The organism is Pseudomonas sp. Seg1 (assembly GCF_018326005.1).
Taxonomy (GTDB): Bacteria; Pseudomonadota; Gammaproteobacteria; order Pseudomonadales; family Pseudomonadaceae; genus Aquipseudomonas.
On record NZ_AP021903.1, the window covers coordinates 974,814 to 999,720 of the forward strand.

General features: G+C 59.6%; 17 protein-coding genes. 12 read left to right on the top strand and 5 right to left on the bottom strand.

Annotation, left to right across the window (positions count from 1 at the left end; all coding sequences use genetic code 11):
* The first annotated feature begins 63 nt into the window (after positions 1–63).
* The 4 genes from ampD (at position 64) to KI231_RS04175 (ending at position 4,499) form a co-directional block, all read left to right on the top strand.
* Complete coding sequence (ampD, locus tag KI231_RS04160; RefSeq protein WP_213027526.1) at positions 64–624, top strand: 1,6-anhydro-N-acetylmuramyl-L-alanine amidase AmpD; 561 nt, start codon at positions 64–66, stop codon at positions 622–624.
* On the top strand, positions 621–1,460 hold the full coding sequence (ampE, locus tag KI231_RS04165) for a regulatory signaling modulator protein AmpE (RefSeq protein ID WP_213027527.1): 840 nt from the start codon (positions 621–623) through the stop codon (positions 1,458–1,460). Before ampD ends, ampE begins: the two co-directional genes overlap by 4 nt.
* Before the next feature lie 299 nt (positions 1,461–1,759).
* Complete coding sequence (locus KI231_RS04170; RefSeq protein ID WP_103303174.1) at positions 1,760–3,790, top strand: methyl-accepting chemotaxis protein; 2,031 nt, start codon at positions 1,760–1,762, stop codon at positions 3,788–3,790.
* Positions 3,791–4,109: 319 nt separating this feature from the next.
* Entirely contained in the window at positions 4,110–4,499 is a 390-nt protein-coding gene (locus KI231_RS04175) for a hypothetical protein (RefSeq protein ID WP_213027528.1), read from the top strand.
* Here KI231_RS04175 and KI231_RS04180 read toward each other — a convergent pair whose 3' ends face one another.
* Together KI231_RS04180 and cra are read right to left on the bottom strand one after the other, a co-directional pair.
* Positions 4,500–5,276, bottom strand: coding sequence for a TatD family hydrolase (locus tag KI231_RS04180; protein ID WP_213027529.1), 777 nt, complete (start codon positions 5,274–5,276; stop codon positions 4,500–4,502). It abuts the gene before it with no gap.
* 3 nt (positions 5,277–5,279) lie between these two features.
* Positions 5,280–6,275, bottom strand: coding sequence for a catabolite repressor/activator (cra, locus tag KI231_RS04185; RefSeq protein WP_213027530.1), 996 nt, complete (start codon positions 6,273–6,275; stop codon positions 5,280–5,282).
* Positions 6,276–6,582: 307 nt separating this feature from the next.
* On the opposite strand from cra, the gene ptsP reads away from it, so the two are divergent.
* The 4 genes from ptsP to KI231_RS04205 all read left to right on the top strand — a co-directional run bounded on the left by ptsP (position 6,583) and on the right by KI231_RS04205 (position 13,847).
* Positions 6,583–9,444: a phosphoenolpyruvate--protein phosphotransferase gene (ptsP, locus tag KI231_RS04190; RefSeq protein WP_213027531.1), complete on the top strand. Its 2,862-nt coding sequence runs from the start codon at positions 6,583–6,585 to the stop codon at positions 9,442–9,444.
* Positions 9,444–10,385, top strand: a complete 942-nt coding sequence (gene pfkB / locus KI231_RS04195; protein WP_213027532.1) for a 1-phosphofructokinase — start codon at positions 9,444–9,446, stop codon at positions 10,383–10,385. The genes ptsP and pfkB overlap by 1 nt, the downstream gene beginning before the upstream one ends.
* A gap of 11 nt (positions 10,386–10,396) precedes the next feature.
* Entirely contained in the window at positions 10,397–12,130 is a 1,734-nt protein-coding gene (locus KI231_RS04200; protein ID WP_213027533.1) for a PTS fructose-like transporter subunit IIB, read from the top strand.
* Positions 12,131–12,305: 175 nt separating this feature from the next.
* Entirely contained in the window at positions 12,306–13,847 is a 1,542-nt protein-coding gene (locus KI231_RS04205) for an alkaline phosphatase D family protein (protein ID WP_213027534.1), read from the top strand.
* Positions 13,848–14,122: 275 nt separating this feature from the next.
* Here KI231_RS04205 and KI231_RS04210 read toward each other — a convergent pair whose 3' ends face one another.
* From KI231_RS04210 to KI231_RS04220, 3 genes are all read right to left on the bottom strand, one after another.
* Positions 14,123–14,491 (bottom strand): endonuclease domain-containing protein, encoded by a 369-nt coding sequence (locus KI231_RS04210; RefSeq protein ID WP_103303166.1) that lies wholly within the window; start codon positions 14,489–14,491, stop codon positions 14,123–14,125.
* Between the two features lie 283 nt (positions 14,492–14,774).
* Positions 14,775–17,303: a PepSY domain-containing protein gene (locus KI231_RS04215; protein WP_213028739.1), complete on the bottom strand. Its 2,529-nt coding sequence runs from the start codon at positions 17,301–17,303 to the stop codon at positions 14,775–14,777.
* Between the two features lie 235 nt (positions 17,304–17,538).
* A complete protein-coding gene (locus tag KI231_RS04220; RefSeq protein ID WP_213027535.1) occupies positions 17,539–19,866 on the bottom strand; it encodes a TonB-dependent receptor in 2,328 nt (775 codons plus the stop codon).
* A gap of 207 nt (positions 19,867–20,073) precedes the next feature.
* Between KI231_RS04220 and KI231_RS04225 the strand changes: the two genes are divergently transcribed.
* The 4 genes from KI231_RS04225 (at position 20,074) to KI231_RS04240 (ending at position 24,872) form a co-directional block, all read left to right on the top strand.
* Positions 20,074–20,754 carry a Fe2+-dependent dioxygenase gene (locus KI231_RS04225; protein WP_213027536.1) on the top strand — a complete coding sequence of 227 codons (681 nt, stop codon included), beginning with the start codon at positions 20,074–20,076 and terminating at the stop codon, positions 20,752–20,754.
* Positions 20,751–21,506 (top strand): tetratricopeptide repeat protein, encoded by a 756-nt coding sequence (locus KI231_RS04230; RefSeq protein ID WP_213027537.1) that lies wholly within the window; start codon positions 20,751–20,753, stop codon positions 21,504–21,506. Before KI231_RS04225 ends, KI231_RS04230 begins: the two co-directional genes overlap by 4 nt.
* A 225-nt stretch (positions 21,507–21,731) precedes the next feature.
* Positions 21,732–23,948 carry an alpha-xenorhabdolysin family binary toxin subunit A gene (locus tag KI231_RS04235; RefSeq protein WP_213027538.1) on the top strand — a complete coding sequence of 739 codons (2,217 nt, stop codon included), beginning with the start codon at positions 21,732–21,734 and terminating at the stop codon, positions 23,946–23,948.
* A 45-nt stretch (positions 23,949–23,993) separates the two neighbouring features.
* Complete coding sequence (locus KI231_RS04240; RefSeq protein ID WP_213027539.1) at positions 23,994–24,872, top strand: hypothetical protein; 879 nt, start codon at positions 23,994–23,996, stop codon at positions 24,870–24,872.
* Positions 24,873–24,907: the final 35 nt, after the last annotated feature.

Consider the following 24,907-nt stretch of genomic DNA (forward strand, 5'->3'; position numbering starts at 1 on the left):
CGCGCGGCAGGGGGCGATCACGGCATACTGGGCGCCAACACAGTCGGCGTTGAAGGAATCGGTATGCAGTTGGATCCCGCTAGCGGGTGGTGTCACGGGGTGCAGGTGTGCCCATCGCCCAACTTCAATGAACGCCCTGCGGGCGAAGTTTCCCTGTTGGTGATCCACAACATCAGCCTGCCGCCTGCGCAGTTCGCAACGGGCAAGGTGCAGGAATTTTTCCAGAATCGTCTGGATGTCACCGAACATCCCTACTTTGCAGGGATTGCCGACCTACGGGTCTCGGCGCATTTTCTGATCGAACGTGACGGCAGCGTCACCCAGTTTGTCTCCTGTCTTGAACGGGCGTGGCATGCCGGCGTGTCGGTTTTCGATGGACGGGAAACCTGTAACGATTTTTCCGTGGGCATCGAGCTCGAAGGCACCGATGATCTGCCGTTCACCGACGCGCAGTATCAGGCGTTGACGGCGCTGACACGCCAGTTGCAAAAAGCATTTCCGGCTATCACCGGCGCGCGCATTTGCGGGCACAGCGACATTGCACCCGGGCGCAAGACCGATCCTGGCCCGGCATTCGACTGGGCGCGTTACCGCGCAGCCCTGGCACAAGAGGAAGGACAATGAGTTTTCTGGTGTTACTGCTGGCGGTCTGGATCGAGAAGTTCTCGGCCCTGCGCCATCGGGTTCAACGCGATGGCGGATGGATCCGCGAACTGCACAAACTCGAAAGCAGCGAGCGACTGGCGACACAGCCATGGCTGGTGCTGACGATTCTGGTGCTGCTACCGGTAGCCTTGCTGGGATTGTTGCTGGTGGTGCTGGAGCCGGTGGCCTATGGCTTGCTGGCCTTGCCGGTGCATTTGCTGGTGGTGATTTACAGCCTCGGGCGTGGCGATTTGCTGGGCGGTCTCGGGCCGTTTCGCGATGCCTGGCGCCGTGAGGATCTGCAAGCAGCGGCGCATGTCGCCAAACGTGATCTGAATATCTGCGCCGACAGCGGTGAGCAATTGCTCGATCGGGTGCAGGGGCATCTGTTGTGGCAGGCCTATCAGAGTTTCTTTGCGGTGATTTTCTGGTATTTCGTGCTCGGACCGGTGGCGGCGCTGGCCTATCGCTTGTTGGCGCTGGCTGAAGAGTACGGGCAAAACCCGGCGCTGGTCGAGCGTGCTGCGCAGTTGCGCCATGCCTTCGACTGGCTGCCGGTGCGCCTGCTGGCGGCGAGTTTTGCGTTGGTCGGCAACTTCGTTGCGGTCAGTCGGGTGATGCTGCATGAGCTGCTGAACTGGAACATCAGCGCCGCACAGCTGATCAACAAGGTCGGATTGGTCGCCGGGGAAATCCCGCCGCCGGTCGTCGGCCCGGAAGGCATCAACACTCTGGATTGCCTGTGGGAACTGCTGCTGCGCGCGGCGGTGCTGTGGTATGCCGGGTTTGCCTTGTGGACTGTTCTGATTCACTGATCTTTCAGTGAAACTCATTGTGGTGAGGGGATTTATCTCCGATGGGCTGCGTAGCGGCCCCAAAAACCATCCTCCACGATTTATCAGATACAACGCCTATTCCGTTATTGGGGCCGCTTCGTGCCCCATCGGGGATAAATCCCCTCGCCACAATGGTTTTGTGTTGTCCTTGCGTCGTTAACCTTAAGTTACAAAACCTCCCTCCGATTTGAGCTATACAGAGATGGCGCCCGATAGTGGCTATCTGCTGTCTCTGCGCGCCTGCCAATAAAAACAAGAAAAACCAAGGGAGACTTCCAGTGAAGAGCTTGCTCTATCCCGCCGTCTCGCTGATGAACCGTCTGAGCTTCGGCATGAAGTTCAGTCTGATCAGCGTGCTGTTCCTGGTGCCGATGCTGGTGACCAATTTCTACCTGGTGCGCGATTCCTATCGCGAATTCCAAGGCACCCGCGTCGAGCTGCAAAGCCTCGACCTGCTCGGGAGCAGCCTGACCCTGCGCCGGGATCTGGAGACGCTGAACAATCTGGTGCAGATCAACGTCACCCTCGGCCAGTCCGGCAAGGCCGGCAATGTCGAAGCGCAGATCAGCAGCCTTGAACAAGCCGTGCTCACACGTCTGCAAGGGTTAGTGGCAATGACCGACGATCCGGAACAGATCAAGGTGTTCGACGGCAAACGCGATGAAATGATTGCCGCGTTCAAAGCCCAGCAAGCGGAAAACTCCCTGCAAAGCAAAAGCGCGCTGATCGGCAAGCTGCTCGCCAGTGCGCAGATTTTCAGTCAGATCATCACCAGTCAGGCCGGTCTGAGCCGCGACAATCAAGGCGACATTCGTCAGCTCAGCGAACTGGTGACCCTGATTACGCCGACGGTGACGCAAACCCTCGGCGAAGGCCGGGCCATGGGCTCGTATTCGTTGGGGCAGGGCTTTCTCAACAGTTCGTCGAGCACACGTTTTGATGAGCTGCTGGTGCAGATAGAAAAACTGCAGGCCGAATACGGTCTGAAATTGCAGGACGCCCTCGGCTCCAGCAAAGCCGCGCGCGAATCCCTCAGCGCTGCGGCCGACACCAGCAAGGCCTCACTGAAACAGGCCAGCGAATTGTTCGAAGAACAAGTGGTGATGGCCGACACGCTCGATGCACCGTGGCAGGCGTTTTATGATCAGGTCACCGGGCTGATGGACAAGACCTACCAGCTCAACGAAGCCACCCTGAAGTTCCTCGACACTCAACTGCAGCAACGACTGGCGCAGAACCGCACGCACATGGTCTTGCAGGCTGCGGCGCTGTCGGTGGTGTTCGTGCTGATTTTCTATCTCTACGGCGGTTTCTACGCCTCGACCCGCACCACGCTCAAACGCCTCGGCGCGATGATGGACAAAGTTGCGGCAGGCGACATGACGGTCAATTTCAAAGCCAACAGCCGCGATGAATTGGGTGAGTTGGGCGAGGTGTTCAACGGCACGGTGAGGAAGATTCACGATTTGATCGAACGGGTCGGCCATACCGTCAGCGAAGTCGAGCGTCAGGCCGGGCAAGTTGAAAATGTCTCGGCGCAAAGCAATCAGGCGGTGGCCGGCCAGCGTACGCAAATCGAGCAAGTGGCCACCGCGATGAACCAGATGTCGGCGACCTCACTGGAAGTGGCGCGCAGTGCTGCTGCGGCGGTGAGCAGTGCCCACAGTGTGAATGACGAGACCATCAGCGGGCGGGGCCTGGTGGAGTCGCAGCAGGGCAGCATCGCTGCGCTGGCCAGCGAAATCGATCAGTCGGTGTTGGTGATCAACCAGCTCGCCAGCGACAGCCAGTCGATCAGCCGCGTACTGGAAGTGATCAAGAGCATCGCCGAACAGACCAATCTGCTGGCGCTCAACGCCGCGATCGAGGCGGCCCGGGCGGGTGAGCAGGGGCGCGGTTTTGCGGTGGTGGCGGATGAAGTGCGCACCCTGGCCAAGCGCACGCAGCAATCGACCGAAGAGATCGAACAGATGATCGCCAAGCTTCATGGCGGCGTCGGCGCGGCGGTGAAAGCCATGGGCGTCAGCCATCAGATGGCCAGCGGCACGGTCGGGCAATCGGAAAAGGTCCAGCAGGCACTGGAAAACATCCTCGGTGCCGTAGGCATGATCGTCGACCAGAACCAGCAGATTGCCGCCGCCGTCGAGCAGCAAACGGCGGTGGCCCATGACATCGACCAGAACATCGTCGAGATCAACCGCGCCGGTGAACGCACGGCGCAAGGCGCACACCAGACCGAAGACGCCAGTCGGGCGTTGTCGGCGCAGGTGGTGGAGCTGAAACAGCTGATCAGCGCGTTCCGGGTCTAGGCTTTACACAAATTCCTTGTAGGAATGAGCCTTTGTGGTGAGGGGATTTATCCCCGCTGGGGCGCGAAGCGCCCCCAATGCCTGAGTTAGAGATTTATCTAACATGTCGTCGATTTTTTGGGGCCGCTGCGCAGCCCATCGGGGATAAATCCCCTCGCCACAAAGATACCCTCCTCAAGCGGCAGGGCGTTATCAGAAACTCTTGTAATACTTTTCCACTTTGAGTCGTAGGCCGAATCCTGTTTTTCTCCCAGCGCTGGCGTTCCGTCATCAATGAGCCAGTATTCCGGTTCATCTGATCGCGTAGAGGAGGCCACTCATGTCCGTTGCAACCTTGGGAATCCAGGGCCGCTGTGCCCATTGCGAGCAGACGCTGGTGCTCAAACCCTGGCAACTCAACGCTATCGCGATCCATGAATCGTTCACCTGCGAGCATTGTCGGCAAACCCTGGAGCTGCGTTGTCCCAAGCAGATCAAACGTTTCAAGTCGCTCGATTCACTGGCGTTGTTGCGCTTCAGCGCTTCGATGACGGTGTGCACCGCGTTGCTGGTGGCGCTGGTGATGGAGTGGCTGGGGCTGCTGAGTGTCACCGAACAGTTGAACGCCTCGCTGATCACGATTTTCGTGTACTTCGTGGTCGTTCGTTATGCGCGCCAACGTCAACACATAACGCTGATTCTCGAGGCTGCCAAGGCTCACGCCGATTGACTACCAGCCAAACACCGCGCAGCTGTTGGCGGTGCTGGTGGCGGCCAGTTGTTCGGGGCTTACGTTCAGGATTTGCGCCAGCGCCGCGCAGATCGCCGGCAGGTGCGCGGGGCTGTTGCGCTGGCCGGGGAACATGGCGGGCGCCATGTCCGGTGAGTCGGTTTCCAGCACAATCGAATCCAGCGGTAAATCCGCCAGGACCCGATGCATGCGCAACGCCTGCGGCCAGGTCGGCGCACCACCCAGGCCAAGTTTGAAACCGAGTTTGATGTACTCGCGCGCCTCTTCACGGCTGCCGGCAAACGCATGGATGATCCCGGCGCGTTTGAGCTTGAAGCGCTTGAGCGTGGCAATCACCGCCGCGTGACTGCGCCGTACATGGATCAGCGCCGGCAAATTGAAATCCGCCGCCAGTTGCAACTGCGCTTCGAACAGCGCCTGTTGCCGCTCGCGGTCGAGGGTTTCGATGAAGTAGTCCAGACCGATTTCGCCCACCGCACACAACTGTCGATGACCGCGCAATCGCGTCAGCCAGTCGCCGAGGGCCTGCAAGTCTTCAGGTCGATGCTGGTCGAGATAGACCGGATGCAAACCGAACGCTGCGTACAAGTCAGCGTCGCTCTGCACCAGATCCCATACCCGCTGCCAGTTACCCTCGTACACCCCCAACACCACCATCCGCCGCACCCCGAGGGCGCGGCTTTCGCCGAGCAACGCCGAGCGGTCGGCGTCGAAGTCGGGGAAGTCCAGGTGAGTGTGGCTGTCGATCAGCTCCACGCTTCAGTCCCGGTGAATACGTTGTTTGAAGGTACGGGCAATGGCTTGCACGCCAGGCTGGTAATTCGATTGCTCGACGGCGGCCAGCGCCAGTTCCAGCGCCTTGTCGGCGATCAACTGGTGCTGCTGGGCCATGGCGTTGACCGGTAGCGGCAGGAAATCCAGCAACTGCGTGTCACCGAAGGTGCCAAGGCGCAGCGGCCTCGACTTGAGCGGGAAGTCATGCAGTGCGTCGAACACGCCCTGCAGCAGCACGTAGGAAGTGGTCACCAACGCATCCGGTAAATGCCCCAGACGTTGCAGGAGTTCTTCCATCAATTGCTTGCCGCACTCGCGACTGAACGATTCAGCATGTTCGACCAGCACTTCGCCTTTGAAATCGCCCAGCGCTTCTTTGAAGCCGGCCGCACGTTCCTGGCTGATGCTCAATTCCGGGCGAGCGCCGAGCAGGACGATCTGCTTGAGCTGCGGATCGAGCAGGCTCTGAGTCAGGTGCAGGCTGGCCTCGCGGTCGTCGCTGATCACCGAGCAAAAATGCTCGGGTTCCATGACCCGGTCGATGGCGATGATCGGCAGGCCCTTGGCCTGCAACTGGCGGTAGCTGTCATCCCCGGCCGGCAGGCAACTGGCAACGATCAGCGCATCGCAGCGGCGCGCCTTGAACAATTGCAGCAATTGGCGCTCGCTGTCCGGCGCATCGTCTGAGCTGGCGATCAGCAGTTGATAACCACGTGCCCGCGCGCCTTGTTCGAGCAGTTTGGCGATCCGCGCGTAACTGGGGTTTTCCAGGTCCGGCAAAATGAAGCCCAGTGTGCGCGTGTGCCGACTGCGCAGCCCGGCCGCTTGTGGATTGGGCGTAAAGCCATGCAGATCAACCACCGCGCGCACGCGCTCGACGGTCGCGTTACTGATGCGTTGCTGTTCGGCCTTGCCGTTGATGACGTAGCTGGCGGTGGTCACGGACACTCCGGCCAACCGCGCGATATCACTGAGTTTCAACTCGGGATTTCCTTGTTGTTTCGAGCATGCCGCGAGATTTTCGCCAATCCTACCCGATTAGGGCAGACGACTTATTGCCTACGCGCATCCGACAAGTTGGACTTCAAGGATGGGACATTATCGAGTAACGTGCCGATCAATCTAGATTAAACGTTTCAGCAAGCGTATTTTCTACGTTTTAGACGCCTTTGGCCGGTTCTGCCGTGAAACCGCCAAAACTGCCCCTGAAAAGGATGGCCCAGAGCGCCTAAGCTGCAAACCATTCAAAACAATACCTGGCTCTTTGAAGGGCCAAAAAGGAGATCGCATGCTCGAGCTCACTATAGAGCAGATATCCATGGGCCAATCGGCTGTGGATAAACCCGCTGCCCTGCAATTGCTGGCCAATCACCTGGTGGCCGATGGACTGGTCGCTGATGGTTACCTTGCCGGATTGCAGGCGCGCGAGGCCCAGGGCTCGACCTTTCTCGGTCAAGGTATTGCCATTCCCCACGGTACGCCCGAGACCCGCGATCAAGTATTCGCCACTGGCGTTCGCCTGATGCAGTTTCCCGAGGGCGTGGATTGGGGCGATGGCCAGATCGTTTATCTGGCGATCGGGATTGCGGCCAAATCCGATGAACACCTTCGTCTCTTGCAACTGCTGACCCGGGCCCTCGGCGAGACCGATCTCGGTCAGGCGCTGCGCCGCGCCAGTTCGCCCGAAGCACTGCTGAAACTGCTGCAAGGTGCGCCTCAGGAACTGGCGCTGGATGCGCAGATGATCGGCCTCGGTGTTTCGGCTGATGATTTCGAAGAACTGGTCTGGCGCGGCGCGCGCCTGCTGCGTCAGGCCGATTGTGTGAGCAACGGCTTTGCCGGCGTGTTGCAGCAAGTCGAAGCGCTGCCGCTGGGCGATGGTTTGTGGTGGCTGCACAGCGAGCAAACGGTGAAGCGTCCGGGTCTGGCGTTCGTCACCCCGGACAAACCGATGCGTTACCTCGGCCAGCCGCTGAGCGGTCTGTTCTGCCTCGCCAGCCTCGGCGAAGCGCATCAGGCGTTGCTCGAGCGTCTGTGCGCGTTGCTCATCGAAGGTCGCGGCCACGAATTGGGCCGCGCCACCAGCAGCCGTAAAGTCCTCGAAGTGCTCGGTGGTGAGTTGCCCGCCGACTGGCCGAGCGCCCGCATCGCGCTGGCCAACGCTCACGGTCTGCACGCACGCCCGGCGAAGATCCTCGCGCAACTGGCGAAGAGCTTTGACGGCGAAATCCGCGTACGCATCGTCGACAGCCAGGACAGCGCCGTGTCGGTGAAGAGCCTGAGTAAACTGCTCAGCCTCGGCGCCCGGCGTGGTCAGGTGCTGGAGTTGATCGCCGAGCCGAGCATCGCCGCCGACGCATTGCCCGCGTTGCTCGCCGCCATCGAGGAAGGCCTCGGTGAAGAAGTCGAGCCCCTGCCAGCCGTCAGTCAGCAACGCGAATTGATCGCCGACATCGCCGAAGTGGTGATCGCGCCGGCGTCCGGCAGCCTGCTGCAAGCGATTCCCGCCGCCCCCGGCATTGCCATCGGCCCGGCGCACATTCAAGTGCAGCAAACCATCGAATACCCGTTGCGCGGCGAATCTGCGGCCATCGAGCGCGAGCGTCTCAAGCAAGCCTTGGCCGATGTGCGTGCGGACATCCAGGGCCTGATCGAACGCAGCAAGGCCAAAGCCATCCGCGAGATTTTCATCACCCACCAGGAAATGCTCGACGACCCGGAACTGACCGATGAAGTCGACACGCGCCTCAAACAGGGCGAAAGCGCTGAAGCGGCGTGGATGGCGGTGATCGAAGCGGCAGCGAAGCAGCAGGAATCCTTGCAGGATGCCTTGCTCGCCGAGCGTGCGGCGGACCTGCGCGACATCGGTCGCCGGGTGCTGGCGCAACTGTGTGGCGTGCAAACCCCGAGTGAACCGGAGCAGCCGTACATTCTGGTGATGGACGAAGTCGGCCCGTCCGACGTCGCACGGCTCGATCCGGCGCGGGTGGCGGGGATTCTTACCGCTCGCGGCGGGGCCACGGCACACAGTGCAATCGTCGCCCGTGCTCTCGGCATTCCGGCGCTGGTCGGGGCCGGCGCAGCGGTGCTGCTGCTGGCGCCGGGCACGCCGTTGCTGCTCGACGGCCAGCGTGGTCGCCTGCACGTCGATGCTGATGCGGCAACGCTGCAACGTGCCACCGAAGAACGCGACACCCGCGAGCAGCGCCTCAAGGCTGCTGCCGAACAACGCCATCAACCGGCGCACACCACTGACGGTCACGCCGTCGAAGTGTTCGCCAACATCGGCGAAAGCGCCGGGGTGGTCAGCGCGGTGGAGCAGGGCGCCGAAGGTATCGGCCTGCTGCGTACCGAACTGATTTTCATGGCCCACCCGCAAGCGCCGGACGAAGCCACGCAGGAAGCAGAATACCGCCGCGTCCTCGATGGCCTTGCCGGGCGTCCGTTGGTGGTGCGCACGCTGGATGTCGGCGGCGACAAACCGCTGCCGTATTGGCCGATCGCCAAGGAAGAAAACCCGTTTCTCGGCGTACGCGGTATTCGCCTGACCTTGCAGCGTCCGCAGATCATGGAAGCGCAATTGCGCGCCTTGCTGCGTGCGGCCGACAACCGTCCGCTGCGGATCATGTTTCCGATGGTCGGCAGCGTCGAGGAGTGGCGTCAGGCCCGCGACATGACTGAACGTCTGCGTCTGGAAATCCCGGTCGCCGACCTGCAACTCGGCATCATGATCGAAGTGCCGTCCGCCGCTCTGTTGGCGCCGGTGCTGGCAAAAGAAGTCGATTTCTTCAGCGTTGGCACCAACGACCTGACCCAATACACCCTGGCCATCGACCGTGGTCATCCGACCCTGTCGGCGCAGGCTGATGGCTTGCATCCAGCGGTGCTGCAACTGATCGACATCACCGTGCGCGCCGCGCATGCCCATGGTAAATGGGTCGGTGTCTGCGGCGAGCTGGCGGCAGATCCACTGGCGGTGCCGGTGCTGGTCGGCCTCGGTGTCGATGAACTCAGCGTGTCGGGCCGCAGCATTGCTGAAGTGAAGGCACGCATACGCGAACTCAGCCTTATCCAGGCGCAAACCCTTGCTCAACAAGCCCTCAGCGTGGGCAGCGCCAACGAAGTGCGTGCATTAGTGGAGGCCCTGTAATGGCCAAGATTCTCACCCTGACCCTCAACCCGGCGCTGGACCTCACGGTCGAGCTGTCACGCCTGGAGGCCGGTCAGGTCAACCGCAGCGACGAGATGCACACCCACGCCGCCGGCAAGGGCGTGAACGTCGCGCAGGTGCTGGCCGATCTCGGGCATCAACTGACGGTCAGTGGTTTTCTCGGCGAAGACAACCTGCAAGCGTTCGAAACCCTGTTTGCCAAACGCGGCTTTGTCGACGCGTTCATCCGCGTGCCGGGCGAGACGCGCAGCAACATCAAAGTCGCCGAGCGCGACGGCCGTATCACCGACATCAACGGTCCGGGTCCGGTGGTCGATGCCGCCGCGCAGCAGGCATTGCTTGAGCGTCTGGTGCAGATCGCGCCGGGGCATGACGCGGTGGTGGTCGCCGGCAGTTTGCCGCGCGGCGTCACGGCGCAGTGGTTGCGTGAACTGATTGAGCGACTGAATCAGCTTGGTCTGAAAGTCGCCCTCGACAGCAGCGGCGAAGCCTTGCGTGCGGCGTTGCAGGCCAGTCCGTGGCTGATCAAACCGAACACCGAAGAACTCGCCGATGCCCTCGGTTGCGAGGTGGTTTCCCACGCGGCCGAGGCGCAGGCAGCGGCGCGTTTGCATGCGCAAGGCATCGAGCACGTGGTGATTTCTCACGGTGCCGATGGGGTCAACTGGTTCAGCGTCGGTTCGGCACTGCATGCCACGCCACCGAAAGTCAGCGTCGCCAGCACAGTGGGTGCCGGTGACTCGTTGCTGGCCGGCATGCTGCACGGTTTGCTCAGCGCCGACACGCCTGAGCAAACCCTGCGTACGGCCACCGCAATCGCGGCAATGGCGGTCACGCAGATCGGTTTTGGCATCAACGACAGCGCGCAACTGGCGCAGCTCGAACAGGGCGTGCGCGTGCGCCCCCTGACAGAACAATAAGAGGGTTTGTCATGAAGTTAGCCATTGTTACGGCGTGCCCGAACGGCATGGTCACCAGTGTGCTGTGCGCGCGTTTACTGGATGCGGCGGCTCAGCGTCAGGGCTGGAGCACCAGCGTCGAAGTAGTCGACGCGGCGCACCCGGAACGCGAATTGTCGGCAGCGACCATCGAGGCGGCGGAGTGGGTGTTGCTGGTCGCCACCGGTAACGTCGACATGACGCGTTTTGTTGGTAAACGCGTCTTTCAAATTGCTCCGGCGCAAGCCCTGCAAGATGTTGAAGCGGTGCTGCGACGTGGTGCCGAAGAAGCCGAGGTTTATGTCGCCAGCGAAGCCGTTCCCGCTGCCGTTGCGCAGCGTGCCCCACGCATTGTCGCGATCACCGCATGCCCCACCGGAGTCGCCCATACCTTCATGGCGGCCGAGGCGTTGCAGCAAACCGCCAAGCGTCTCGGTTATGACTTGCAGGTCGAAACCCAAGGCTCGGTCGGTGCGAAAACCCCGTTGAGCGCGACGGCAATTGCCGAGGCTGACGTGGTGCTGCTGGCGGCGGATATTGAAGTTGCCACCGAGCGTTTTGCCGGCAAGAAAATCTACCGTTGTGGCACCGGCATCGCATTGAAGCAGTCGGAAGCCACACTGAAAAAAGCCCTCGCCGAAGGTCAGGTGGAGAGCGCCGCGAGTGACGGCAAGACCCCCGCCAAACAAGAGAAAACCGGTGTCTACAAACACCTGCTGACCGGCGTTTCGTTCATGCTGCCGATGGTGGTGGCGGGCGGTTTGATGATCGCGCTGTCGTTTGTGTTCGGCATCACCGCGTTCAAAGAGCAAGGCACGCTGGCGGCTGCATTGATGCAGATCGGCGGGGAAACCGCGTTCAAGTTGATGGTGCCGCTGCTGGCCGGTTACATCGCCTACTCGATTGCCGACCGCCCAGGTCTGGCGCCGGGGATGATTGGCGGTTTGTTGGCGAGCACGTTGGGGGCCGGGTTTATCGGCGGCATTGTGGCTGGTTTCATCGCCGGTTATGCGGCCAAGGCGATCAGTCGATACGTCGCATTGCCGCAAAGTCTTGAGGCGCTGAAGCCGATTCTGATCATTCCGCTGTTCGCCAGTCTGTTTACCGGTCTGGTGATGATTTACGTGGTCGGCAAACCGGTCGCGGGCATGCTCGCCGCGCTCACGCATTTCCTCGACAGCATGGGTACCACCAACGCGATTCTGCTGGGGATCGTGCTCGGCGGCATGATGTGCGTCGACCTCGGTGGGCCGATCAACAAAGCCGCGTATGCGTTCTCGGTGGGGCTGCTGGCCTCGCAGAGTTATGCACCGATGGCGGCGACGATGGCCGCAGGCATGGTGCCGCCGATTGGTCTGGGTATCGCCACGTTCATCGCCCGGCGCAAGTTTGCCCAGACTGAGCGCGAGGCCGGCAAAGCGGCGCTGGTGCTGGGGCTGTGCTTTATCTCCGAAGGCGCGATTCCGTTTGCCGCCAAAGATCCGCTGCGGGTGATTCCGGCGAGCATTGCCGGTGGTGCATTGACCGGGGCTTTGTCGATGTACTTCGGCTGCAAACTGATGGCGCCGCACGGTGGTCTGTTTGTGCTGGCGATTCCGAATGCGATCAATCACGCGCTGCTGTATCTGCTGGCGATTGTCGCGGGGAGTTTGTTGACGGCCGTCGTATATGCAACGGTCAAACGGCCTGAGGCCGTCGAGTTGGCGCTGGAACCCGCGAAGGCCTGACTGACAACACAAATCCCCTGTGGGAGCGAGCCTGCTCGCGAATGCAATCTGCCAGCGACATGTAGGTTGACTGGCACACCGCTTTCGCGAGCAGGCTCGCTCCCACAATGGTTAGTGGTGTCATGGCGAGTTCATACAGCCGTGCTTTAGTTTTCCTTTTCTCAGGGAGAACAGCATGAGCGATTTCAATCTCGGTCGCCGTCGGGTCATGCAAGCCGTTGGCGCCGGGCTGCTGATGCCCGGGCTGGCGCCGGCGGTGATCGCCTCGGTCAAGGACCGGCCGCAACTCACCGATGGCGTACAGTCCGGCGACCTGCAAGGCGACCGGGCGATGATCTGGAGCCGCAGCGATCGTCCCGCATGGATGGTGGTCGAGTGGGACACCCGCAGTCAGTTTCGCAACCCACGTCGGGTGATCTCGGCGCTCGCCGATGCCCACAGTGATTTCACCGCTCGCGTCGAACTCACCGGGCTGCCCGCCGATCAGGCGATTTTCTATCGCGTGTATTTCAAGGACGCCCGCACGGGTGTCGCCAGCGAACCGTGGCTCGGCCATTTGCGCAGCGCCCCGACGGCGCGGCGCAATATCCGTTTCGTCTGGAGCGGCGACACCGTCGGCCAGGGCTTCGGCATCAACCCGGACATTGGCGGCATGCGCATCTACGAAGCCATGCGCCTGCGCCTGCCGGACTTCTTTATCCACAGCGGCGACACCATCTACGCCGACGGCCCGGTGCCGGCACAACTGACAACTGAGGGTGGCCGTGTGTGGCGCAACCTCACCACAGAAGCCAAGAGCAAAGTCGCCCAGACCCTCGACGACTATCGTGGCAATTATCGCTACAACCTGATGGACGAAAACATCCGCCGTTTCAACGCCGAAGTGCCGCAGATCTGGCAGTGGGACGACCATGAAGTGGTCAACAACTGGTCGCCCGGCAAGCAACTGGATGAGCGCTATCAGGAAAAAGATATCCACACCCTGGTCGGCCGCGCACGAAAAGCCTGGCTGGAATATTCGCCGATGCGTTTGCAGGCCGCCGACGGTGGCGGGCGGATTTATCGAAAGGTGAGTTATGGGCCGATGCTCGATGTGTTCGTGCTCGACATGCGCAGTTATCGCGGGGCGAACGACGACAACCTCGGCGCGGCGAAACCGTTTCTGGGGCGCGAACAACTGGACTGGCTCAAGCGCGGATTGAAGAAGTCGAAAGCCCAATGGAAAGTGATCGCCGCCGATATGCCGATTGGTCTAGGCGTGCCGGATGGCGAGGTGAGTCCGGGTGTGGCCCGTTGGGAGGCGGTGGCCAACGGTGATCCGGGGCCGGCTCAGGGACGTGAACTGGAGATCGCTGAACTGCTCGGATTCCTGCGTGCGCAGCAGGTGCGCAATTTCGTCTTTCTCACGGCAGACGTGCATTACTGCGCGGCGCATCACTATCACCCGGATCGTGCGGCGTTTCAGGATTTCGAACCGTTCTGGGAGTTTGTTGCGGGGCCGTTGAATGCCGGGAGTTTCGGGCCTAATCCGTTGGACAAGACCTTCGGGCCGGAGGTCGTGTTCGAGAAGGCGCCGCCGACACAAAACGCTTCGCCGTTTGCCGGGTTTCAGTTTTTTGGCGAGGTGAATATTGAAGGGCAGAGCGGGGAGATGAGTGTGGTGTTGCGGGATTTGAATGGGGTGGCGGTGTTTGAGCGGAAGCTGCAGCCGGTTTGATTTTTCAAGATCAAAAAACCCTCACCCCAGCCCTCTCCCAGAGGGAGAGGGGGCCGACCGCATTGTCTTGAGTCATACGCCGACCAGAAAGACCGAGTTGATTATGGATCTGACACTGCGAGTGAGCGGCGATTATGGATCTGGCACTGCGATTGAATGGCGTTGATGGATTTGGCGCTACGAGCGAATGGCGATTATGGATTCGGCACAGCGCTTTCAGGTCGGCGTAACTCTCCAGCATCCCCCAATCAGTCCCCTCTCCCTCCGGGAGAGGGTTAGGGTGAGGGGCTTTTCCGATCTGCCGCAATTCGAATGATCTGCTCCAGTACATCCCCCATCTGCTGAAGCACCTCCAGATTGCTAAACCGCACAACCTCAATGCCCTGGCGTTGAAGGAATAGCGTCCGCCGCCGGTCGTGAATCACAGCCGCCGTTTCAAAGTGCTGACCGCCGTCCAGTTCGATCGCCAACTTCAACTCAACACAATAAAAATCCAGAACATACGGCGGACAGGGAAACTGCCGGCGGAATTTCAGATTGGCGATCTGGCGCGAGCGCAGTCTTTGCCAGAGCAGGTGTTCGCAGTCGGTTTGGTGGGTGCGTAAGTGGCGGGCGAATTGAGCGAGGGTAGGGCGGTTTTGCATGCTTCACGATCCTTGTGAAGTGGCTGGAAATTTCACTGTAGCTCACACCCCTCACCCCGGCCCTCCCGAAACGTCGGACCGCCCGGAGGGAGAGGGGGCCTACGGAGTTGTTTCAGGTTGTACATCGACCTGAAAGACCGAGTCGATTATGGATTCGGCACAGCGCTCTAATATCGACGTTGGATTCAGCACAGCGTTTTCAGGTCGACGTGACTCTGTAGCATCCCCCAATCAGTCCCCTCTCCCTCGGGAGAGGGTTAGGGTGAGGGGCTCTTCGGCATTTTCAGTAAACATCGCGGCGATAACGGCCCTGCTCAATCAGGCTTTCTACCTCAGCAGCACCAAGGATCTCATTGAGCACCTGATCAACCCCGGAAGCCATCCCCTGAAGGCTGCCGCAGATGTAAATCACCGCTCCCTCGGTCAGCCATTTTTTCAATTCATCGGCAGACTCACGCAAGCGATCCTGCACATAAATCTTCTGTTCCTGATCCCGCGAAAACGCCAGATCCAGCCGCGCCAGATCTCCGTTGATCAACCACTCCTCCAGCTCCGCACGGCAAAGGAAATCGTACTCGCGATTGCGTTCGCCAAACAGCAACCACTGGCGTTGCTGACCGTCGGCAATCCGCGCCTTGAGCAGACTGCGCAATCCGGCCAGACCCGTGCCGTTACCGATCAGAATCATCGGCACTGGCTGATTCGGCAGGTGGAAACCGCTGTTGCGCCGCACCCGTAAACTGATGCTGCCGCCCACCGGCGCATGCTCGGTCAGCCAGCCGGAGCCGATGCCGAGGCTGCCGTCGGAGTGCTGTTCCTGACGCACGATCAACTCCAGCACGCCGTCGGCGGCAATCGAGGCGATCGAGTATTCGCGCATGGCCAGCGGCACCATCGCATCGACCAGCGCCTGCGCATGCAGACCGACCAGATGGGCGCGATGCTCGGGCAGTTGGCGCGAGGCGAGTGCCACTTCCAGCGGCTCGTCGAGGCCGTTTATTTTCACCAGGGTTTCGCCACGAATACCGAGGCCGTCGAGGAAGTGTTCGATCACCCACGGGCAGTTGCGCGGCAGCACTTCCACCAGATCACCGGCCAGCCAGCTGCTGGTGCTCGGAGCGCTGAGGCCCAGCAGATAAACCGGCGAACCGCTGCTGTCCGGGTTCATCAGCTCACGGCGCAGCAGCGTCCAGTTGTCGTAGCTCGGCGCTTGCCAGGTGTCGACCGGCGCTTGCCCGGTGAGCAGGCCGAGCTGGGTTTGCCAGTGACGCAGGGCGTACGGATCGCCGCTGTCGACTTCCACCGGGGCGAACAGGGTCTTGCCACCGTGTTCGCCCAGCCACTGATGAAGGCGATGGGCGAAACCACAGAAGTGCTGATACTGACGATCACCCAGCCCGAGCACGGCGTAATTCAAGCTGTCGAGGGCGGCGGCCTTGCCCAGCACCTTGCGCTCGAAACCACGGGCGCTGTCCGGTGCCTGACCGTCACCAAAAGTGCTGACCACAAACAGCGCGTTGTTCGATTCGCGCAGATCCTGCTCGCTGACATTGGCCAGCGGCTGCACTTTCACCGGCAACCCGGCGGCCTGCAATTGGCCGGCGGTCTGCCACGCCAGCTGCTCGGCGAAACCGCTTTGGCTGGCGAAGCCGATCAGCCATGCCGGCGCATCACCGGCCGGTTCTTGCAGACCTTTGCGCGCATCCTTGATCTGCTTTTTCTTGCGGCGACGATCAAGGTACAGCAGCCATCCGGTGATGAAGAACAGCGGCATGCACACCGCCGCGAGGGTGATGATGATGCGCCCGACGAGGCCGAAATAGCTGCCGACGTGCAACGCATAAATGCTGGTCAGCAGTTGCGCCTTGAAGCTCTTGTCGGCATAGCGGTCGACGCGTTTGACGATGCCGGTGGCCGGGTCGAGGGTGATCTGGTTCAGGGCGCGATCATGCGGTGAGCTGTCTAGCAGATAGAACACCGTCGCCGGTTGACCGGCCACCGCCGGCATGCGGATGTTGTAGGCGGCCAGACCCGGGCCGGCAGCGCTGTAGATGCTGCTCCACATCGCCGCGTAATCGGCCGTCGGTGCCGGGCCTTCTGGCGCCGGGCCACGACCGCCGCGCACGCGCTCGTTTTGCGGCGCGTCGGACAGCAATCTGGTCAGGCCTTTGTTGTACCACTCGTACGACCACGACAACCCGGTCAGCGCCAGCAGCAGATAGACCAACAGGCACCAGGTGCCCGCCACCGAGTGCAGATCCCAGTTGAAGGTGCGGCCCTTTTTCTGCCAGTCCAGGGTCAGCCACACGCGCCAGCTGTTCCACTGGCGCGGCCAGCGCAAATACAGACCGGAGAGGCAGAAGAACAACAGGATCAGGGTGCAGGCGCCGGTGATGTTGCGCCCGGTGTCGCCCATGGCGAGGAAGCGGTGCAGTTGCAGCATCAGGCCGAAGAAATCCTGGCCGACGGCGTCGCCCATGAACTCGCCGGTGTACGGATCGAAGTAACGCATTTCGCCACGGCGCTCGCCTTTGGGCGGGGTGAAATACACGCGTGCCGCGTTGCCGCTGTCGGTTTCGACCCAGAGCATCGAAACTTTTTTCGCCGAAGTGGCTTCGATGCGCTCCACCAGTTCAACGGGCGGCAGGACGCCAGCGACTTGTTTTTCCACCTGCAGCACTGAAGGGTTCAGCGCCCGCAGGATCTCGTCCTGAAACGAATAGGCCGCGCCGGTGATGCCCATCAAGGCCAGCACCAGGCCGGCGGTGATGCCAAAAAACCAGTGCAACTGGAACAGGGTTTTCTTCAACACGTCACTCGCCGTCCATTCGGAAATTGTCTTCACGGCGCGCATTATGCCGTGGGTTATCGAGAGCTTCTTTGATTACGCACAAAAGCCCCGTTCAACTGAGTGAACGGGGCCTCGCCTTACGGCGCATTTCCTGTAGGAGTGAGCCTGCTCGCGATAGCGGCGTGTCATCCAATCAACTTGCTGACTGACACAACCCCATCGCGAGCAGGCTCACTCCTACAGTTTCCAATATCGCTTAGAAGTGGAAGTTGGTGCTCAACAGTGCCGTACGGCCCGCCGCCTGGTTGGCGAAATGGGTCGAGAAGGCTTTGTCGTAGTAGGTTTCGTTGGTCAGGTTCTGCACGTTGAGTTGCAGGTCGACGTTCTTGCTCAGCTTGTAGGCCGCCATCGCGTCGTAACGCACGTACGAATCGACCATGGTGGTGTTGGCCACACTGCCGTAAACGTCGTCGACGTAAAACGCACCGCCACCGATGGTCAGCTTCGGCGTGATCTGGTAAGTGGTCCACAGGCTGGCGCTGTTTTTCGGCGTGTTAGGCAGTTCGTTACCGTTGTTGGCCTTGTTGGCCGGCAGGTCACCACCGTCAACCTGTTCGCTGTCCATGAACGCGTAACCGGCGAACACTTGCCACTTGTCGGTGATCTTGCCGCTGGCCGACAGCTCGATACCTTGTACACGGGTCTTGCCAGCGTTTTCGTACGAGGTGGTGTCGACTTGCACACGAGCGTTTTCTTTCTCGGTGCGGAAGATGTCCGCAGTCAGCGACAGGCGATCATTGAGCAGATCCCATTTGGTGCCGATTTCGTAGTTCTTGGTGGTTTCCGGCTCCATGTCGCTGCTCAACAGGTTGCCGCTGCGATCCGGGGTGCCGCCCAATGGGTTGCCTTCCTGACCTTCGCCCAAGGTGTTGCCCGGTGGCGTGGCGGAGGTGGCATAGGAGGCGTAGATGCTGCCGTTTTCCGCAGGCTTGTAGACGACGCCGAACTGACCGGTGACGAACTCGCTGGTGTCATCACCCTTGGACGTGGTGGTGCCGGCAGCGTTGTAGGTCTTGTAATCGGTGTCGAAATGGTCGTAACGCAGACCCATGTTCACCAGCCATTGCTCGTTCAACTCCAGCGTATCGAACACATACAGCGCGTAGGTGTTGGCCTTGGTGTCGGTGCCGGCGTAGTTGCGCGAGATCGCGCCGTTCCACGGATCGTTCGGGTTCGGATTGGACAGCGAGGTGCAGTTGTACCCGCTCGACGCGCCGATCATCGACGGAGTGCAATTGCTGCTCGACGCGACGTTGGTGGTGAGCGGTGTGGTGTCGGTGTTGACGTTGTACGAGGACTTCTGGCTTTCCTCACGGGTGTATTCGACACCGGTGGAGAAGCTGTTCTTGAAGCCGGCGACGTAGAAGTTACCGAACAGGTCAGTCTGGTTGGTGGTGGTCTCGGTGTTGCTCACCCGAGTATTCGCCCGGCGCCAGAGACTGCCATTGTTGACGTTGCCCTTGCTGTCGTCCGGCTGGGTCAGGATGTAATCCTGCATGCTGGTGCCGTGGCGCAGGGTGTTCTTGATCGTCAGCGAGTCGCTCAAATCGTGCTCGATGGCGAAGGTCGCGGTGTCGGTGCGGCCCTTGCGGAAGTCGCGATCCAGACCGTAGAAATTGCTGTGGTCACCGCCAGCGTACGGCTTGTCCGGGTTGGACTTGGTGCGTGCAGCCGAACCGCCGGCCGGGATAGTGTAAGGGATGCCCGAATCCGGAGTGTCGTTGCTTTCCAGATGGTAGTAATCGAGGTTGACGCGGGTGTCGGTGCCCAGGCCGAACGCCAGCGACGGAGCTATGCCCCAGCGGTCGTAATCGACTTTGTCGCGACCGGCGACGTTGCTTTCGTGGCTCATCAGGTTCAGACGGCCAGCGGCGGTGTCGCTGAACTGGTAGTTGCCGTCGAGGGTGTAGCGCTGGGTCTGATCGGAACCCCAGGTGAAACCACCGTCGAACGAGTTGCCCAGGTGTGCTTTCTTGCTCACCAGGTTGATGCTGCCGCCCGCTGCGCCGCGACCACCGATGGCGGAGTTCGGGCCCTTGCTGACTTCGATGTTCTCGACGGCGAAGATCTCGCGGCTCTGCGAACCGGTGTCGCGCACGCCGTCCAGGTAAGTGTCGCCCTGAGCGTCGAAGCCACGGATGAACGGACGGTCGCCCTGCGGGTTGCCGCCTTCACCGGCACCGAAGGTGATGCCCGGCACGGTGCGCAGCGCGTCCTGCATGTTCAGGGCGCCAGTGTCTTTGAGGACTTGTTGCGGAATAACGGTGACCGAGCGCGGCGTGTCGACCAGCGGCGCGGTGTACTTGGGCGAGGAGGCTTTCTCGACCTGGTAGGACGTTGAGTCCTGTGCTTCGCCAGTGATGGCGGTAGCGTCCAGGGCGATGGCATTGCCGGAAGCTTTGCTGTCGGTCTTTTCGGCGGCGAACACCATGTGGCCGGCGGAGCCAGCGGTGATAGCCACGCCTATTGCAGAGGCGAGCAGACGTGGTGAACTGACCGGTAATTGAGCGTATTGACGTGCCATTTTTATTCCCCTCCCCAAGGATTTGAGGCGGCGGAATATAGGGTAAACAGGTATTCGTATCAATTGCGAAACATTGTTATTCGCACTGAATTTACATTCTTTACAATTTATCCTTACGGTTTTTGCCAGTTCATTCGTCTCGCGGGTTGTACACAGCCAATAAGAATCAATACCATTGCCGCCTCTTTGCCATCAGGTGACATTGCCATGCTGCTGCACATTCCCGCTCTGTTTGAAAAAGACGAAGTGCAGCGCATTCGCCTGGCGCTGGAGCAGACCGATTGGGCCGATGGCAAGATCACCGCTGGCTATCAATCGGCCAAGGCCAAGCACAATCTGCAACTGCCTGAAGGTCATCCGCTGGCCAAGGAAATCGGCGCGGCGATGCTGGAGCGGCTGTGGAAAAATCCGCTGTTCATGTCTGCCGCGCTGCCGCACAAAGTGTTCCCGCCGTTAGTGAACTGCTACACGGCGGGGGGCAGTTTTGATTTCCATATCGACAATGCGGTGCGCCAACCCAAAGGCAGCATCGAGCGCGTGCGCACGGATTTGTCGGCCACGCTGTTTTTCAGTGAGCCTGAGGATTACGACGGCGGCGAACTGGAAATCCACGATACCTACGGGACGCAACGGGTGAAGCTGCCGGCCGGCGACATGGTGCTGTACCCCGGCACCAGCCTGCACAAGGTCAATGCGGTCACTCGCGGTGCGCGTTATGCGTCGTTTTTCTGGACGCAAAGCCTGGTGCGCGAAGACAGCCAGCGCGCATTGCTGTTTGAAATGGACGGCGCGATTCAACAGCTCACCCAGGACATGCCTGATCACCCATCGCTGATTCGCCTGACCGGTACGTATCACAATCTGCTGCGCCGCTGGGTCGAGGTATGAGTTTTCAACTGCGCCGCGAAGAAATCCTCGACGCCTCGGGGCTGGCAGCGATGCTTGAGGAAAGTCCGGCTCGCGCGGCGCAGGCGATTCTACTGGCGGCGGGCGAGGGTGAGGTAGAAGCGCAGGCGTTGCTCGGACAGATCCTGCTCGATGGCCGAGGCATTGCGCAGGATCCACCACTGGCCCTGCGCTGGTTCGGCATCGCGGCCGGGCGCGGGCATTTGATGGCGCGCAACATGCTCGGCCGTTGTCATGAGCAGGGTTGGGGTTGTGTGGCTGATGCTTCGGTGGCGGCCTCGCATTATCGGATCGCCGCCGAGTCCGGGCTGGACTGGGCGATGTATAACCTGGCCAATCTGCTGGCGACCGGGCGCGGTGTTGCGGTGGATCAGCGTCAGGCGTTGGCGTTATATCGACGTGCGGCTGAAGCAGGTCACGCCAAATCGATGAATCTGCTCGGCCGCTACCTGGAAGAAGGTCAGTTCTGTCCACAAGATCGGGCAACCGCGCGAGACTGGTATCGGCGCTCCGCCGAGGGCGGGGATTTTCGCGGGCAGTTCAGCCATGCGGCGGTACTGGCGGACGCGGGGCATGTCGAAGAAGCACTTGGCTGGCTGCGCAAGGGGCTGGCCGGGGGTAACGTGAACTTCTTGCGGGTCGCCAGTGAATCATTGATGAATGCGCAGCACCCGCAGTTTCGTGAACTTGCAGATGCCTACCGATTGCGCCTGAGCGAGCTGGTTGCCTTGTAAGGGTTGAACTAGGTTGTTGGCTTTGAATGTTGTTTTTTGTACTTGTTGAAGTTAGTGTTTTTCTCTCCGTTGTCTTGAATTCTAATATTTTAGAACTTGTTGTTCTTCCTTCTGATGCTCTAGGTTCTGTTTGTCGATGGCTATAAGCAAGTTGGATTAATTATCTCGCTGGCATCGTCTGCAAACTAAATCAAACCATTATCCGAAGAAGACAAGGAGTCTTTCATGGAGTCGAAGATCGACAGCAAGATTGTCGAGGCTGCCGCCAAAGCGCCTCAAATATTTGTCAATGCATCGCTGGGAGAGGGTGAGGAATATAACCGGGGTACCGGTATCCAGTTGACCAAAGAGCAAATTATCAGTTTAAGGAAGTATGAAGTTCTTGGGCTTTCATTGCCCGTCCGGATTCAGGATGTCATTTCCTATCTGAACTACGGTGCCGGTGATGTCGGTGGCGTAGGCCTCAAGCCTGCGGACTTTCTGCGTACATTCACAATGACGTATGACCATGCCAGGCGCTGGTCGCCATTGCGTGAGCAAATCATGCTCACGGGTACCGACCTGAAGATTTTTGCCGGCAGCATCCTGCGCACGGGCCGGGGCATCGTCGAGATCTATGATGATCTGAAAGCCTCGAGGTATCTGGAAGAGCACGATATCACCACGCCGGAGCAGTACCTGGCGCTCAAGCGACAGATCCCCGATCTTCCTGCTCTCACTTTGTCGGCTGACGATGTTCCGGACATCAAGGGCTACCTCAACGACATGCTGGCAAAAGTCAGGCAGTGCCACCAGAAAGCCGAGCGAGTCCGCGCTGAACTCGACAGCTTTGGCATTGATATGCGCGAGAAAGTATTGCCGGAAATCCGGCTGCGCATGGAGTTTGTGCTGAAGAATACCTATCAAGCGGACATTAAATTGCTGCAGAACGACATCGATCAGCGCTCGAAAGAGATCGATGGGCTCAACAAGCAATATGATCAACTTGTGCAGGAAGCCATCAAGTCTGCCGCGACCCTGAATATCGGTGGCTTGATTCTGGGTATTTATCAGGGCGTAAAAGCTGAGTCGATCCGCAAGGAACGGAACATGCTGAAAGAAGAGCAACAGCTTGCCAATCAGAAGATGGCCAGTAAAAGCCAGACGCTGAAGTCGTTGAACAAAGTTCGCGATGACTTGCAAAACCTGACTTATGTGGCGATTGAAGCTGAAGTGGCGACTCAGAACCTGATGCTGGTATGGAATGCGCTCAGTACTTACGTCAGTGCATCCGCCAAAGAAGTTGATCAACTTCAGGAGGCCACCTCCCTGCGAAGGTTCAAAAACCAGATTGTTGGCATTATCGAACCTTGGGAACAAATCAAATCAAGTTCCGATCAGCTCCTGGGCGTGTTTGCAGCGGCTGAAAAAGAGTATGGAAGCAACTTTCAAACATTCAGGAGTAAAAAGGTCATGTTATCGATGCGCAATAATTCCAGCAGTCAGGATTTCAATGTAGTGGCCTTGCGTGTTCATGCCGCAGCGGTTCAGGAAAGCAACACCACGGCGCAAATGCTGTTTGAACAGTTCAATTATTTGCCTGGCACTGTCCGCACCATGAATGAGCTGGCGGTGGCTATCCAGAAAACGACGTTTGATATGCGTAACCAGTCCCAGGCCAATATCATCCACCTGGAACGTGCCCAGACCAAATTGAAGGGTTATCAGGCTGAACTTGCTTATCCAGAGGATGCCGATGAGGTTCGAGAGGACATGGAGGGCGAGCTCAAGTTGGTTTTCAAAAAAATCGCCGAGTGCGCCGAAGATCTGAAGAGTACCCGCAATGGCATGAACACCGCTTATGACCGGGAAACTTCGCAGGAATGGATTGCGACACTGCAACAGGACCTGGACGCTACGCGAACGCTGAAAATCAAAGCTGAAGAGAAAGTGACCGCTCTGGAAGCAGAGATGAAATCGGTGGCCGAAGGCATCGACTTGATCACTAAAGCCGGTGTGGAGAAGATCGGCAAGGAAGCGAAGTTATCCCTGGACAGTCTGAAAGCTCTGGGTATGGCACCGCCGCAGGTTGCCGTTGCACTGCTGGCGATCGACACCCTGAAAAAAATCGTCTCCGGCATCGGTGAATCGATTTCGTTCCTGAACATGTTGGCGGGCTACAACAGGCTCAAGGACAAAGCGGCAGACTTGCGCGCGCAGGTGAAGAAATACGCAAATGACATCGCCCAGACTGAGGGGAAAATTCAACTGGTCGAGGTTCTCGACCAGTTGGATGACGGGCGCTGGAGCTATGTGAACGAGTTTTCGAATCTGGTGGCCGGGTTCGAGTCCTTCAGCCGCGATTTCAGGCAGGACAAGGCAGTGCCGGTCGAGGCGCGAGCTGCTGATGCGGTTGCCCGGATCAGCGACGTGGTCAAGTACCTGAAGGCTGTTCAACAGTAAGGAGTCGGGGCGGTGGGCAATGCGCCCATCGCCTCCTGAATAGCCATGAATAGACTTGCCTATGAATTTTCCGACGCACAGCGGCTCGTGCTGGATCGCTACACGGCGTATCTAGGGTCGGTTCCACAGACCTTCAACAATATTCCCCTGGTATTTGAACGTCGCAGAGCCAGCGGTCATGTAGCTACGGTACTGGCTGGCGATTCGCGCCTGAACAGCGTGCCGTTCAATGAGCGTTGTTTGCGAGACTTCCGGGGACGCATCAACGAAGCACAACGCCGGTGCAGAGGTTATGTTGCGGATCTCACCACGTTTATCAGCGAATCCCTGGAAATAAGCAGGCGTACTTCAAGGAATGAACCCCTCAATCAGGTGGATTTCAAGTTGTACAGTTTGTCCCGATCAAAAACCTGGAAGTTGTTTCCGCCAACGGATTTGCCGCATCTGATTCACGAGTTGACGCTTCGATTCTACGAACTCGGATCAGAGGCAGGACAACTCAAATATACAATCGCCGAAGTGCATGAGACTTCGTTCGGGCTGGGATCGGTTTGTTTCAGGGCAATGGATCATCGTTCCTGCCAGTGTCATAGCTTGCCGACCGTTATCCAGGAGTTGTTTCGCGACGCTCGTACTGCGCCGGCTTGGGACATCGCCTATTCTTCAGCCGATCCCGTGGTGCGCGCCGCCGAATACAAGAAGGGTGTTGCCGATTTGTTTAACGGATTAGGGGCCGTGGCCGCGCAAGTCAGCGTATTTATCGAGGAGTTACGATTACGCATAGACACTGCAATTTATGAGCTGTTACGTGCAGAGCGTGTGTGGAAGCTCGGGGAATTGAATTTCCATCTGGCTGCCGCGAAAGAGGAGGCTGACGAATCTCTTGCGATGATCAGCCATCTCGATACCTGGTTGAGCGAATAAAAAAGGCCCATGAATGCATGGGCCTTTTCATTTGA

Bases quoted from the DNA above. Each gene is read 5' to 3' on its own strand.
- ampD (WP_213027526.1), top strand. From the start codon at position 64: ATGCAGTTGGATCCCGCTAGCGGGTGGTGTCACGGGGTGCAGGTGTGC.
- ampE (WP_213027527.1), top strand. From the start codon at position 621: ATGAGTTTTCTGGTGTTACTGCTGGCGGTCTGGATCGAGAAGTTCTCG.
- KI231_RS04175 (WP_213027528.1), top strand. From the start codon at position 4,110: ATGTCCGTTGCAACCTTGGGAATCCAGGGCCGCTGTGCCCATTGCGAG.
- ptsP (WP_213027531.1), top strand. From the start codon at position 6,583: ATGCTCGAGCTCACTATAGAGCAGATATCCATGGGCCAATCGGCTGTG.
- pfkB (WP_213027532.1), top strand. From the start codon at position 9,444: ATGGCCAAGATTCTCACCCTGACCCTCAACCCGGCGCTGGACCTCACG.
- KI231_RS04200 (WP_213027533.1), top strand. From the start codon at position 10,397: ATGAAGTTAGCCATTGTTACGGCGTGCCCGAACGGCATGGTCACCAGT.
- KI231_RS04205 (WP_213027534.1), top strand. From the start codon at position 12,306: ATGAGCGATTTCAATCTCGGTCGCCGTCGGGTCATGCAAGCCGTTGGC.
- KI231_RS04210 (WP_103303166.1), bottom strand. From the start codon at position 14,491: ATGCAAAACCGCCCTACCCTCGCTCAATTCGCCCGCCACTTACGCACC.
- KI231_RS04220 (WP_213027535.1), bottom strand. From the start codon at position 19,866: ATGGCACGTCAATACGCTCAATTACCGGTCAGTTCACCACGTCTGCTC.
- KI231_RS04225 (WP_213027536.1), top strand. From the start codon at position 20,074: ATGCTGCTGCACATTCCCGCTCTGTTTGAAAAAGACGAAGTGCAGCGC.
- KI231_RS04230 (WP_213027537.1), top strand. From the start codon at position 20,751: ATGAGTTTTCAACTGCGCCGCGAAGAAATCCTCGACGCCTCGGGGCTG.
- KI231_RS04235 (WP_213027538.1), top strand. From the start codon at position 21,732: ATGGAGTCGAAGATCGACAGCAAGATTGTCGAGGCTGCCGCCAAAGCG.
- KI231_RS04240 (WP_213027539.1), top strand. From the start codon at position 23,994: ATGAATAGACTTGCCTATGAATTTTCCGACGCACAGCGGCTCGTGCTG.